This window comes from Micromonospora sp. NPDC023869, assembly GCF_055559695.1.
Map to the genome: position 1 here is coordinate 847,226 of NZ_JBVHKD010000002.1, position 13,187 is coordinate 860,412.

General features: G+C 71.4%; 10 protein-coding genes. 6 read left to right on the forward strand and 4 right to left on the reverse strand.

Translation table 11 applies throughout. The features are described from left to right. Nucleotides 1-113 precede the first annotated feature (113 nt). Nucleotides 114-2,369: a hypothetical protein gene (locus ACZ31C_RS09675; RefSeq protein ID WP_465794857.1), complete on the forward strand. Its 2,256-nt coding sequence runs from the start codon at nucleotides 114-116 to the stop codon at nucleotides 2,367-2,369. Between the two features lie 225 nt (nucleotides 2,370-2,594). On the opposite strand, the gene ACZ31C_RS09680 is transcribed toward ACZ31C_RS09675, so the two are convergent. The 3 genes from ACZ31C_RS09680 to ACZ31C_RS09690 form a co-directional block, all read right to left on the reverse strand. After that, nucleotides 2,595-4,262 (reverse strand): fumarate hydratase, encoded by a 1,668-nt coding sequence (locus tag ACZ31C_RS09680; protein ID WP_465794858.1) that lies wholly within the window; start codon nucleotides 4,260-4,262, stop codon nucleotides 2,595-2,597. Nucleotides 4,263-4,351: 89 nt separating this feature from the next. After that, nucleotides 4,352-5,785, reverse strand: coding sequence for an outer membrane protein assembly factor BamB family protein (locus tag ACZ31C_RS09685; RefSeq protein WP_465794859.1), 1,434 nt, complete (start codon nucleotides 5,783-5,785; stop codon nucleotides 4,352-4,354). Between the two features lie 122 nt (nucleotides 5,786-5,907). Then, nucleotides 5,908-7,173, reverse strand: coding sequence for an MFS transporter (locus ACZ31C_RS09690; protein ID WP_465794860.1), 1,266 nt, complete (start codon nucleotides 7,171-7,173; stop codon nucleotides 5,908-5,910). A gap of 66 nt (nucleotides 7,174-7,239) precedes the next feature. On the opposite strand from ACZ31C_RS09690, the gene ACZ31C_RS09695 reads away from it, so the two are divergent. Next, a complete protein-coding gene (locus tag ACZ31C_RS09695; protein ID WP_465794861.1) occupies nucleotides 7,240-8,232 on the forward strand; it encodes an ArsR/SmtB family transcription factor in 993 nt (330 codons plus the stop codon). Between the two features lie 146 nt (nucleotides 8,233-8,378). Here ACZ31C_RS09695 and ACZ31C_RS09700 read toward each other — a convergent pair whose 3' ends face one another. Then, the gene (locus ACZ31C_RS09700) at nucleotides 8,379-8,864 is read right to left on the reverse strand and encodes an Lrp/AsnC family transcriptional regulator (protein ID WP_465794862.1); all 486 of its coding nucleotides are present in this window, start codon (nucleotides 8,862-8,864) and stop codon (nucleotides 8,379-8,381) included. 139 nt (nucleotides 8,865-9,003) lie between these two features. Between ACZ31C_RS09700 and hppD the strand changes: the two genes are divergently transcribed. The 4 genes from hppD to hisC all read left to right on the forward strand — a co-directional run bounded on the left by hppD (nucleotide 9,004) and on the right by hisC (nucleotide 13,088). After that, nucleotides 9,004-10,209, forward strand: a complete 1,206-nt coding sequence (hppD, locus tag ACZ31C_RS09705) for a 4-hydroxyphenylpyruvate dioxygenase (RefSeq protein ID WP_465794863.1) — start codon at nucleotides 9,004-9,006, stop codon at nucleotides 10,207-10,209. 248 nt (nucleotides 10,210-10,457) lie between these two features. Beyond that, a complete protein-coding gene (locus tag ACZ31C_RS09710) occupies nucleotides 10,458-11,003 on the forward strand; it encodes an RDD family protein (protein ID WP_465794864.1) in 546 nt (181 codons plus the stop codon). Between the two features lie 22 nt (nucleotides 11,004-11,025). Next, a complete protein-coding gene (locus ACZ31C_RS09715) occupies nucleotides 11,026-11,991 on the forward strand; it encodes an RDD family protein (RefSeq protein ID WP_465794865.1) in 966 nt (321 codons plus the stop codon). Beyond that, complete coding sequence (hisC, locus tag ACZ31C_RS09720; protein ID WP_465794866.1) at nucleotides 11,988-13,088, forward strand: histidinol-phosphate transaminase; 1,101 nt, start codon at nucleotides 11,988-11,990, stop codon at nucleotides 13,086-13,088. Before ACZ31C_RS09715 ends, hisC begins: the two co-directional genes overlap by 4 nt. Nucleotides 13,089-13,187 lie beyond the last annotated feature (99 nt).

Here is a 13,187-nt window from a genome sequence, read left to right on the forward strand (position 1 = left end):
ATCGAACAACGACCGGCCGGGAAGCACCGTTCCACCCGAAAGTGCGGCGCGGCCAAGACAGCGATCCTTTTAAGATCTTCGAGGTCTGCCACTCTCATCGAAGGGTTCACACCTTGCAGGACAACGGGGGCAACACCGGCGTGCGTACCGCGCGCCGACGGCGTACACCGCGTCGATTCCTCATCACGGGCGCGGCCGCCCTGCTGACCGCACCGATCGCCGTGCTCGTCACCAGCGCGCCGGCAGCCGCCGGGGTGACCAGGTTCGAACGCCCGACGAGCATCAGTCACACCGACCTCAAGCAGCCGTCCGTCGCATTTCCGGTGGGCACCACCGACAAGGTGCCGGTCGGCACCTGGACGTCCGACGGAGGCAAGCACACCTCGCGGGCGTACTTCACCTTCGATCTCACGCGCTATCAGGGCAAGGAGATCATCACGGCGGTCGGGGTCATCGGCGAGTCGTCGGTGGCCGACTGCGGCCAGCCTCGCAAGATCGAGATCTGGCGTACCGACACGCCGTCGACGCCGCCCACCTGGCAGACCGCGCCGCAGGTACACGAGCGGGGTGGGGACGTCTACAACTCCCCCGCCTGCCCGGCCAGCTACCTCGAACTCGATCTCACCGAGACGCTGCGCCAAGCGGTGACCCGCGGTCAGGACAGCCTCACCCTGATGGCCCGGATCGCCGGGCACCACGAGAAGAACAAGCGCCTCAGCCGGTGGATCACGCCGCTGGGCATCTCGATCGAGGCCAACGCCGCACCCGACGTGCCCAGCGCGCGGATGGTCGCTGGCCTGGGCTGCGCGGACGGCCGCCGGATCGGCACCACCGAGCCGGTGCTCAGCGCCCAGGTCACCGACCCGGACGCGGTAGACGGGTTCGCCGGAGATCCGGTGACCGCGACCTTCGCCTGGTGGCCCGTCGATCGGCCCACCGAGCGCACCGAGTGGACGTCCTACCGCATCTCCGCGCCGAACCGCTTCTTCTACACGGTGCCGGCGGGTGGGATGGTCAACGGCGGCACGTACGCCTTCTCGGTGCGCGCCGCCGACCAGCACGCCAGTTCCGACTGGTCACCGGAGTGCCGGTTCACCGTCGACACGGTACGCCCACCGGCTCCGACGGTCACCTCCACCGACTACCCGTCCGGTCGGACCCAGCCAGGTCACGGCGGTCCGGGAATCCCCGGCGCCTTCCACTTCTCCGCGCCGGGCGCGGACGACATCGCCGGCTTCTACTACGGCGAAAGCGGCCCGACCTCCTACATGGCCGCCAGCGAGTCGGGCACGGCCACCATCATTCATACGCCGACGCGCAGCTACTCCAACCGGCTGTACGTGCAGGCCGCGGACCACACCGGCAACCGATCGGCGCAGACCCTCTACGAGTTCACGGTGCGCGACACCGCACCTCGGGTGACCGACGGAAACCCGGACGGCGCGATCGGTGAGCCCCGCGAGCTGACGTTCGCGCCCGGCATGGATGACGTGGTCGAGTACACCTACCGGCTCAACGACGGCGAGCCGGCCACCGTGCCCGCCGGCGCGAACGGCACCGCCACGGTGACGATCACCCCTCGCAAGTCCGGCATGAACCGGGTCACCGTGACCAGTCGAACCTCGGGCGGACTGCCCAGCGGCGAGGCGAACTTCCAGTTCTATCTGGCGACCGAGCCCACCGTCTCGTCTGAGCAGTACCCCATCGGCGGTGGCGAGGGCCCCCTCGTCGGCACCGCCGGTACGTTCGTCTTCCGCCCCGGCATGCCCGGCGTGTCCGAGTACGTCTGGTCGGTGGCCGGCGGGCCGGAACGGACGGTCGCGGCCGAGGCGGACGGCACCGCGAGCGTGACCTTCACCTCCACCTTCGGCGGGCTCCACTGGATGGAGGTCTACAGTCGGACCGCCGACGGCACCGTCTCCGAGACCGCCTCGGCGTACTTCCAGGCGACCTCGTGGGCACCGACGATCGAGTCGGCGGACTATCCCGAATACCAGGCGAGCGGCGGGCCGGGGGTCACCGGTGAGTTCACCTTCCGTCCGGCCCGTGAAGGGGTGACCGGTTACGTCTATACCTTCGAGGGCGAGGAGGAGCGGACGGTCACGGCGGGCGCCGACGGAGTAGCCAAGGTCGACTGGACGCCGCAGTCCTACCCCGCCGATCGTTCCGGCTGGGTGCGGCTGACCGTACGCGCCACGTCGGGATCGCTGGTCTCGGACCAGGTCGAGTACGCCTTCGTCCTCAACCCGCTGACGCCGACGGTCACCAGCGCGGACTATCCGCCCACCGGCGGCGGTGCCCCGAACGTTCCAGGTCAGTTCACGCTGACCGCGCAGATGCCGGGCAGCACCGAGTTCGTCTACCGGTAGAACGGGGAGGAGCAGACGATCGCTGCGGGAGCCGACGGCACGGCCACGATCACGCTGACCCCGCAGTACGACGGCGGCAACTACCTGTTCGTGTCGAGCAGGACCGCGTCGGGCATCACGTCCGGCGAGGACTACTACTACTTCTACGTGCGCAGCCAGAGCTGACCTCCGCAATGACAGGGGCGCCGGGCTTCCGCCCGGCGCCCCTCGTCATGTCGGGTGTACTCAGCGGCGACCGATGCTGAGAACCGGCTTGGTCACCTCGGCGAAGAAGTCGTTGCCCTTGTCGTCGACCACGATGAAGGCCGGGAAGTCCTCCACCTCGATCTTCCAGACCGCCTCCATGCCGAGTTCCGCGTACTCCAGGACCTCGACGTGCTTGATGCAGTCCTGGGCGAGCCGGGCCGCCGGCCCACCGATCGAGCCCAGGTAGAAACCGCCGTGCTGCTCGCAGGAGCGAGTCACCTGGGTCGACCGGTTGCCCTTCGCGAGCATCACCATCGAGCCGCCGGCCGCCTGGAACTTCTCCACGTACGCGTCCATCCGCCCGGCCGTGGTCGGACCGAACGAGCCGGAGGCGTACCCCTCCGGGGTCTTCGCCGGACCGGCGTAGTAGACGGCGTGGTCGCGGAGGTACTGCGGCATCGACTCGCCCGCGTCCAGCCGCTCGGCGATCTTCGCGTGCGCGATGTCGCGGGCCACGACCAGCGGGCCGGTCAGCGACAGACGCGTCTTCACCGGGTACTTCGACAGCTCGGCGCGGATCTCGTCCATCGGGCGGTTCAGGTCGACGCGGACCACCTCGGTGGCGTCCAACTGCCCCTCGGTGACCTCGGGCAGATAGCGGGCCGGGTCGGTTTCGAGTCGCTCCAGCCACACACCCGACGGGGTGATCTTCGCAACCGCCTGACGGTCGGCCGAGCAGGACACCGCGATCGCCACCGGGCAGGACGCGCCGTGCCGGGGCAGCCGCACCACCCGCACGTCGTGGCAGAAGTACCGCCCACCGAACTGCGCGCCGATACCGAAGTTGCGGGTCAGCTCCAGCACCTCGGCCTCCAGCTCCAGGTCCCGGAAGCCGTGCGCGGACATCGAACCGGAGGTGGGCAACGCGTCGAGGTACTTGGCGCTGGCGTACTTGGCGGTCTTCAGGGCGTACTCGGCGCTGGTGCCGCCGATCACCACCGCCAGGTGGTACGGCGGGCAGGCCGAGGTGCCGATCAGCCGCAGCTTCTCGTCCAGGAACTGCATCATCCGCGTCGGGTTCAGCAGCGCCTTCGTCTCCTGATAGAGGTACGACTTGTTGGCCGAGCCGCCCCCCTTGGCCATGAACAGGAACTTGTACGCGTCCGGGTGCCCGTCCGGGTCCTCCGCGTACAGATCCACCTGGGCCGGGAGGTTGCTGCCGGTGTTGCGCTCCTCCCACATGGTGAGCGGGGCGAGCTGGGAGTAGCGCAGGTTCAACCGCGTGTACGCCTGCCACACGCCCCGCGAGACCGCCTCGGCGTCGCTGCCGTCGGTGAGTACGTGCCGGCCACGCTTGCCCATCACGATCGCGGTGCCGGTGTCCTGGCACATCGGCAGCACCCCGCCGGCCGCGATGTTGGCGTTGCGCAGCAGGTCGAGCGCCACGAACCGGTCGTTCGGCGACGCCTGCGGGTCGTCGACGATCGCCCGCAACTGGGCCAGGTGCGCCGGACGCAGGAAGTGCGCGATGTCGTGCATCGCCTCGGCGGTCAACGCGGTCAGCGCAGCCGGATCCACGGTGAGGAACCGCCGACCACCGGGCCCGTTGACGACGTCGACGCCCTCGTCGGTGATCAGGCGGTACTCCGTCTGGTCGGGACCGGTCGGCAGCAGGGGGGCGTACGAGAAGTCCACGGCACTGCTCATGACGGCAAAGCCTAGGGCAGAAGGGTCGATCAGTCCCACCCGCCGGGTGGGGTGGTGGGGCGTCGCACTCATCCGCCCCGGTGACCGGCTCACTTGCCGGGATCGGGGGCGGCGCAGAGTTCGTTCTTGGGGCCGCAACTCTCCTGGGGCTGCGGCACCTGTCCGGTGTCGGCGGGACCCGGCACTCCCCCGTCACCGTCGCGCGCCGGGTCGCCCGTGGCGCCGAAGCGGACGTACCCGATCTCGCGGCCCTCGCCGATCACCATGCCGGCGGGGCCGACCGCGAGGGCGTTGGCGGAGGTCCGCAGCACGGCCAACTCCCGACCGGTACGCGGGTCGAGCGCCACCAGCCGGTTGGGCTTCTCGTCGGTGAGCACGGCCGCGTACGGGGTCAGCGCGGCACCCGTCTTCTCCCCGGTGGGCCGGTTCCACCTGGTCCGGTCGGTGCCGAGTTCCCGGCTGGAGACGGTGTCCCCGTCGGCGGTCCGCACCACGCCGTACCGGTCGTCGACGGCGAGCACCCGCTCCCCCTCGGCGGCCACCAGCAGCAGCCGCCCGTCGTAGCCGTCGAGAACCGTCTCCCGGCCGTCGGGCGCGACCCCGATCAGCACGTTGCGGGCACCGTACGGGTCCTCCCGCTGCACGCAGCCCGCGCTGTCGGCGGTCCGCAGGTTGATCCCCGACCGCCGCCACGCCTCCTGGCCGGTGGCCGGATCGCGGCCGGTGATGGCGAAGTAACAGCTGCCGTCCTGCGAGCGGGCGGCGACGTGCAGCAGACGCCCACCGATCACGGCCAGCCGCTCGTCCCGGCCGGGCTCCACGTTCTGGAGCACCCGGCCGGTGGCGGTGTCGACCACGTGCACCCGGCCGTCGACCGGGAACCCGAGCAGCGGCGGCACCGACTCCGGGCCGGCCACCTCCTCATGGATGCGGTTGGTGCCGAGTCGACGGGTGTCCAGCAGGTTCGGGTTGTCGGCGAGCAGGCCGCTGCTGACTCCGGGCAGGAACGCGGTCCAGATCGGGGCGGAACCGCGCGGGTCCCAGGCGCTCAGCGTGCAGTCGGTGGCCTCCACGCACCGCGCGTCGAGCAGCATGTTCCGGTACGTCCAGACGGCCACCGCGTCGTCGTCGCGTCGTCGCGTCACTCCGGTGCTGGGGTCGAGGACCTCGTACCCCTTGACCAGCAGTTTGCCCACGGCGACGACGGACTCCGGGCCGACACCCGCCACCGCGCTCCAGTCGGCCTTGCGTTCCCAGAGCTGCGAGCCGGTGGCCAGGCTGCGGGCCTCGACGCGGGTGCGCTGCTCGACGACCACCGCCTCGCCGGCGATCGTGACGCTGCGCGGGGTGCCGCCGATGCGCTGCTGCCACTGCACGTCCGGGGAGGAGATGGGCTGACGCCGGTTCACCCAGTCCCACATCGTGGGGAAGGGGTTCCACACTCCGGTCGCGGCGAGCGCCACCACCGTGGCCAGCCCGAGCAGCAGGCCGCCACGCACGCCGAGCCCGCTGCCCTTCGCCACCGGATCACGGTAGCCACCCGCGCTCTGAACCGCGCGCACCGCTCCGCGTGTCGTGAAAGGAAGGGACCCTTTCTAACGCCTCCGGTGGTAAAAGGGTCCCTTCCTAACCTCATGCGGCGATCTCACGCGGCGACCCGACGCGTGCGGCCGGTCGGGGCGAGCACCGGCCACAGGATCAGCGTCGCCGTGGCCGACGCGGCACCGGCCAGCGCCATCACGATGCCCGGCGCGAGCACCTCGCTGAGCGCCCCCGCGCCCGCCGCAGCCAACCCCTGCATCGCCATCATGCCGGTGCTGACCAGCCCGAACGCCTGCCCACGCCGCCCCTCGGGCACCGCGTCGAGGAACCGCCGGGCCAACCCGAGCTGATAGGCGAAGCCCGCGGTGGCCACCGCGAACAGGGCCGCCGCCGGCACCAGCGACGGCCGGGCCACGAACGCGAGCATCGGTACGCCGAGCAGCAACGCGAGCCAGGGTGTCCAGCGTTCCCGCCGGGCCGGTGCCACGAACCGCCCCACCAGCAGGTCACCGACGAGCATGCCGCCCGCGCCGGCCATCAGGAGTACGCCCGCGCTGGCCCCCGGCCCCAGGTCGGCCGCGTACGGCACGGCCACCCCCTCCGCGCCCACCAGCAGCGAGCCGGGCAGCCACTGGGCGAGCAGCAGTCCCCGGATCCGGCGATCGGCGAGCAGCGTCCGGTTGACGCGCAACGTCTCGCGTACCGCCCCGCGCGCCGGCGTGTCGGTCGTCGGGGCGTACTTGACGCGGGCCGGGCGTCGGGTGAGACCGACCCGCACCAGCAGCGCCGAGAGCCCGCAGGTCACCGCGGTCAACCAGAGCGCACCGTACGGGCCGACCAGCCCGAGCAGCAGTCCGCCGACCGCGAAACCGGCGACCTGGGTCCCGCCGGCGGCGACCGAGAGCAGCGAGCGCCCCAGCACGTACGCGTCGCCGTGCAGCACCTCGGGCAACAGCGCGGTGCGGGCGGCGTTGCTGACCGGGCCGAACAGGGCCACCACCGCGACCAGCCCGAGCATGGCCGACGGGGACATCACCCCGACGGCGAGTACCGCCACCATGACCATCCGCAGCAGGTCGTAGCCGACCATCATGGCTCGGGCCGGCCACCGGTCGGCCAGCGCCAGCAGGAACACCCCGCCCAGGGCGTGCGGCAGGAACCCGGTCACGTACGCCAGGGCGGCCAGCAGGCCGGATCCGGTGCGCTCGTAGACCAGCACGGACAGGGCGAGCATCTTCACCGTCTCGCCGATCATGAAGACGCCGAAGCTGGCGAAGATCACCTGGAACTCGGCGACGGCGAAGACGTCCCGGAACGTCGCCGGCCGGTCGGCAGCCGCCTGAGCTGCGGTGGTACTGGTGCTGTTCACGCCGGCAAGCTTCGTGGTACGAGCGGTCCGGCTCTATCCTTTCGCCAGGGAGCGAAAGGTCGTGGCATGCGCATCGAGGTGACCCCGGCTGACCTGGCGGCGAGCCGGTTCGCCGTCTCGCCGCTGGGTGAGACGGTCTCCGCGCTGCGGCTGCTGGCCGGGCTGAACACCGCCCCCGGGCTCACCCCCTGGGTGGCCCGGCAACGGCCGGTGTACGAGCGGCTGCGGCGCGAGCTACCGGAGGTGGGCGCGCTGCTGGCGCTGATGCGCCGGGGCGGCTACAACGCCGACTTCATCCATCCGCCACCGGCCGGCACCGCCCAGGACTTCGCCGACGAGCTGGCGGTGGTCCGGGCCACCCCGCTCGCCCAGGCCCGGGACGAGCTGGCCCGCAACCTCGTCGCCCCGCACACCACACCACCCGAGTACGCCCGCCGGATCTACCGGTCGCCGAACGTGGTGGACCTGCTCGCGGACGCGATCGAGGCGGCCTGGACGACACTCGTACAGCCGGACTGGCCCCGCCTACGGGCGGTCCTGGAACGCGACCTGCTGCACCGGGCCGGTCGACTGCTCGCGTACGGCTGGGGGGCGGCGGTCGCGGACCTGGACCCCCGGTTGCGCTGGGTGCCCGGCGGCGACGTGGGCACCATCGAGGTCGACGACCCGCACCAGGAGGAGACGCATTCCTTGGCCGGGCGGGGTCTGCTCTTCGTCCCCACCGTCTTCGGCATCCTGATCAAATACCTCGAACCGCCCTGGCCGTTCGCGATCGTCTACCCGGCCTACGGTGCGGCGGAACTGCTCGGGCCACCCGATCCGGGCCGCCCGGACGACGTGCTGGACCGCCTGGTCGGGCGGTCGCGGGCGGCGGTGTTGCGAGCGCTCGCGCTGCCCGCCACCACCAGTCAGCTCGTCGCCCAACTCGGGCTGAGCCTGGGCGGGGTCGGTGACCACCTGACCGTGCTGCGCGAGGCGGGCCTGGTCAGCCGGGTACGTTCCGGCCGAGCCGTCCGCTACCGACGCACCCCGCTCGGCGACGCCCTAGCCGAACGCTGACGCTCCCGCACCGCCACGTCCAGCGCGTCCGCCGCGCCCGGTCCGGATGTTAGGAGGGGTCCCCTGCTATGCACCAGGCGTTAGCAGGGGACCCCTCCTTACACAGCACCCCCGGCGCGGCGCTACGACCCGCCGTACGACGGCCTTCAGGCGACGGCGGAGCGGACCAGAGGGAGGACTCGGTAGGGGATCTGCTCGGCGAGGGCGATGATCGTCGAGGCGCGGGTGATCCCCTCGTACGCCACGATCTGGTCGATCACCCGCTGGAGGTCGGTGTTGGACCGGGCCACGATGCGGCAGAGCACGTCGCCCGAGCCGGTGATGGTGTGTGCCTCCAGCACCTCGGGGATCGCCGCGAGGTGGCGGGTCACCGGGTCGTGCCCGAGCCGCTGGCTGATCTCCAGCGTGACGAAGCTGGTGACCGTGAAGCCGAGGGCGGCGGGCCCGAGGTCCGGCCCGAAGCCGGCGATCACGCCCCGGCCGATCAGCTTGTCCAACCGGGCCTGGACGGTGCCCCGGGCGACCTGGAGTCGACGGGAACACTCCAGCACACCGATGCGGGGTTCCTCGGCGAGCAACTCGATCAGTCTGGCGTCCAACGCGTCGAGCTGTACAACCTGTCCAGGGTTCATGCGTGAACACCATACCGTTTGCGCAACCTGACCAGCAGAGCAGGAGTGTGTTGCCCAGTCAGCCCGGTCACCGCGATGCTCGCAGCAGCAGACGACCCCGTCGGCCCACGAGGCCGGCCGGTACGCAAGGGAGGCCACCATGACCCAGGCGATCGACCGACCCCAGTCGACCGAGGAGGTCGACGTCGACGCCCTCGTCGGCGCCGTCGACCACGACACCAGCAAGGACCCGTTCCCGGTCAAGGGCATGGACCACGTGCGCTTCCTGGTGGGCAACGCCAAGCAGGCCGCGCACTACTACTCCACCGCGTTCGGCATGACCTGCGTGGCGTACCGGGGCCCGGAGCAGGGCTACCGGGACCACGCCGAGTACGTGCTGACCAGCGGCTCGGCCCGGTTCGTGCTCACCGGGGCGGTACGCCCCGACGCCACCGGCACCGAGCACGTCGCCCGGCACAGTGACGGTGTCTCGGACATCGCGCTGGAGGTGCCGGACGTGGACGCCGCGTACGCGCACGCCACCGCCCAGGGCGCGACGGGGCTGGCCGAGCCGCACGACGTCACCGACGAGCACGGCACCGTACGGCTGGCCGCCATCGCCACCTATGGCGACACCCGGCACACCCTGGTGGACCGTTCCCGGTACACCGGCCCGTTCCTGCCCGGGTTCGTCGCCCGCAGGCCGATCGTGGACCGGCAGCCGATGATCGACGCCGGGGTGCAGCCCAAGCGGTTCTTCCAGGCGGTCGACCACGTGGTCGGCAACGTGGAGCTGGGCCGGATGGACGAGTGGGTGGAGTTCTACCGGCGAGTGATGGGCTTCACCAACATGGCGGAGTTCGTCGGCGACGACATCGCCACCGACTACTCGGCGCTGATGAGCAAGGTCGTCGCGAACGGCACCCGCAAGGTGAAGTTCCCGCTCAACGAGCCGGCGATCGCCCGCAAGAAGTCGCAGATCGACGAGTACCTGGAGTTCTATCAGGGTCCGGGCGCGCAGCACATCGCCGTCGCCACCAACGACATCCTGGCCAGCGTCGACGCGATGCGCGCCGCCGGGGTCGACTTCCTGGAGACCCCGGACTCGTACTACGACGACCCGGAGCTGCGGGCCCGGATCGGCGAGGTCCGGGTACCGATCGAGGAGCTGAAGTCCCGCAAGATCCTGGTCGACCGGGACGAGGACGGCTATCTGCTCCAGATCTTCACCAAGCCGGTGCAGGACCGGCCGACCGTCTTCTTCGAGCTGATCGAGCGACACGGATCGCTCGGTTTCGGCAAGGGCAACTTCAAGGCGCTCTTCGAGGCGATCGAGCGGGAGCAGGACAAGCGCGGCAACCTGTAACACTGTCCAGCGTGACCCAGCCTCCCGTGCACCCGTCGGCGGCCGGTGGGCCTACGCCCCCGGCCGGCGGCGCACCGCCGCCCCTCGGCCCGCCGCATCCGATTCCACCCCAGTACGCACCACCGGGCCACTCGCCACCGGGCCACTCGCCGCCCGGCTGGTCGGGTCCGCCTGGACCGCAGCAGCCGCCGGGCGCGGGCTGGCCGGGTCCGCCCGGACAACCGCCGCCGCCGGGCTGGGCGCCGGGCGTGGCACCACCGGTACTCGGGCCGGGCGGGCAACCGCTGGCCGGTTTCGGCGACCGGCTGGTCGCGTACCTGATCGACGCGCTGATCGCCGGCGCGGTGCTGATGGTGCTGTTCGTGCCGGCCTTCCTCTTCGTCTGGTTCCGGATGTTCAGCACGTTGACCCGGACCAACCCGGACGGCACCCTCGTCGAGCCGGATCCGGGGACCATGGTCACCGACTTCCTGCTGCCGTTCCTGCTGCTCCAGGCCGGTCTCTTCGTGGCGATGTTCGGGCTGTACTGGGTCTACCACGTGGAGTACCTGATCCGGAACGGCGGGCAGAGCGTCGGCAAGCGGGTGATGAACCTGCGGGTGGTGATGCTCGACCCGACACACACCCTGGACCGCCGGGCGGCCGGTAAGCGGTACCTCGTGCAGTTCGTCGGCGGGTCCCTGGTGCCGGGTGGCAGTTATATCGACGGGCTCTGGCAGTTGTGGGACAAGCCCTGGCAGCAGTGCCTCCACGACAAGTTCGCCGGGACCGTCGTCGTTAAGGTGTCGAGGTGAACGAGCGCAGCGAGGCCGCGACGTGAGCGTGGCACCCGGTTGGTACGTCGACCCCGCCGACCCCGAGACCCGCAGGTACTGGGACGGTGAGGGTTGGATCGGCGCGCCCATCCCGGTGGACGCCACCCCACCCGAGGGCCCACCCCCACCGGAACCCGAGCCGACGCCCGAACCCGAGCCGGCGACCCCGGCCGCCGGGGCCGCCGCGCCGACCGGCACACCCACCGAGCCGGGCCCACAGACCACCTGGCCCGGCCAGCCCGGCGGCACGCCCGGACCACAGCCGGGCCAACTCGGCGGCACCGAACAGCACGGCGGCCACCCCGGACAGCAGCCGGGCTGGCCGCCCGGTTCGGGGCCGCCGCCGGGTTGGCCGTATCCGACCTGGCCCGGTCAGCCGCCCCCGCCCCGGCCGCACGGGCTGCCGCTGGCCTCGTTCGGTGCCCGCTTCGGCGCCCGGCTGATCGACTTCGGCATCGTCTTCCTGCTCAACGTGTTCGTCAACGGGATCTTCGTCTATTGGCTGGTGCAGGAGTACGCCACACCGCTCAACGAGTTCTGGCGGCGGGTGGAGGCGCAGGACCGCACCACCGATCCGCTGCCCCCGGCGGGTGACCAGGCCGGCTCGCTGGTGGTGGTGATCCTGCTGCTCGCCACCGCGCTGTGGTTGGCGTACGAGGTCCCGGCCATGGCGGCCAACGGACAGACCTTCGGCAAGCGGCTGCTCCGGGTCAAGGCGGTGCCGGTCGAGGCGGACGCGCCGCTGGGCTTCGCCCGGGCCCTGCGCCGGTGGAACACCCTCGGCCTGCCCACTCTGCTCTGGTACTGCTGCGGCCTCGGCCTGCTGCTCCAGTTGATCGACGCGCTCTCGCCGCTCTTCGACCATCCGCTACGGCAGGCCCTGCACGACAAGCGGGCACAGACCGTGGTGGTCCAGCTTCCCCGCACCCCTGACGACCGTGCAGACACATCGGGAGACACCCCATGACCGACACCGGACGACGGCCGACACCCCGGCTGACCCGCGCCGACCTGGACGCACTGCCCAACTACGTACCCGGACGCAGCCCGGCCGACCTGGCCCGCGAGCTGGGTCTGCCCGAGGCCATCAAGCTGGCCAGCAACGAGGTGCCGTACGGCCCGCTCCCCGGGGTCGTGGAGGCGGTCGCCGAGGCGGTCGCCGGTGTGCACCGCTACCCGGACATGGGTGTCGTCGCGCTGCGTCAGGCGCTGGCCGACCGGTACGACGTGGACCCGGACCGCATCGCGACCGGCTGCGGCTCGGTGGCGCTGGCCGAGCACCTGGTCCGGACCACCTGCCTGCCCGGTGACGAGCTGGTCTACTCGTGGCGTTCGTTCGAGGCGTACCCGATCATCGCAGCGACCAGCGGCGCGACCAGCGTGCAGGTGCCCAACGAGGCCGGGCACGGGCACGACCTGTCCGCGATGGCCACGGCGGTGACCGACCGGACGCGGATGATCCTGGTCTGCAACCCGAACAACCCGACCGGCACCGCGGTACGCCGGGCCGAGCTGGACCGCTTCCTGGACGCCGTGCCGGACGACGTGCTGGTGGTCATCGACGAGGCGTACCGGGAGTTCGTCACGGACCCGGAGGTGCCGGACGGGCTGACCTATGCCGACCGGCCGAACGTGGCGGTGCTGCGCACCCTGTCCAAGGCGTGGGGCCTGGCCGGTCTGCGGGTCGGCTTCCTCGTCGCGCAGCCGCAGGTGGCGGCGGCGGTCCGCAAGGTCGTCACGCCGTTCTCCACGAGCATGGCGGCGCAGGCGGGCGCGCTGGCCGCGTTGGCACAGGCGGACGAGGTGCAGCGGCGGTGCGCGCTGGTGGTGGCCGAGCGGGACCGGGTCACCGAGGCGCTGCGCAAGCTCGTCCCGGACGTGCCCACCAGCCAGGCGAACTTCGTCTGGCTGCCGTTGGGCGACCGGGCGCTGGCGTTCGGCAAGGCCTGCGAGTCGCGGGGCGTGATCGTCCGGCCGTTCGCGGGCGACGGGGTGCGGGTGACCATCGGTACGCCGGAGGAGAACGACGCCTTCCTGGCCGCCGCCGAGTCCGCGCTGGGCTGAGCCACGAGCGGTGCCGGGCCGATCCGCCATCCCCCAGCGGACCGGCCCGGAAGCCCACCGAGAGCATACGTAACTTTTGTCCGATTTGCCCGAGACTCG

Bases quoted from the DNA above. Each gene is read 5' to 3' on its own strand.
- ACZ31C_RS09700 (WP_465794862.1), bottom strand. From the start codon at position 8,864: ATGAACCCTGGACAGGTTGTACAGCTCGACGCGTTGGACGCCAGACTG.
- hppD (WP_465794863.1), top strand. From the start codon at position 9,004: ATGACCCAGGCGATCGACCGACCCCAGTCGACCGAGGAGGTCGACGTC.
- hisC (WP_465794866.1), top strand. From the start codon at position 11,988: ATGACCGACACCGGACGACGGCCGACACCCCGGCTGACCCGCGCCGAC.
- ACZ31C_RS09695 (WP_465794861.1), top strand. From the start codon at position 7,240: ATGCGCATCGAGGTGACCCCGGCTGACCTGGCGGCGAGCCGGTTCGCC.
- ACZ31C_RS09680 (WP_465794858.1), bottom strand. From the start codon at position 4,262: ATGAGCAGTGCCGTGGACTTCTCGTACGCCCCCCTGCTGCCGACCGGT.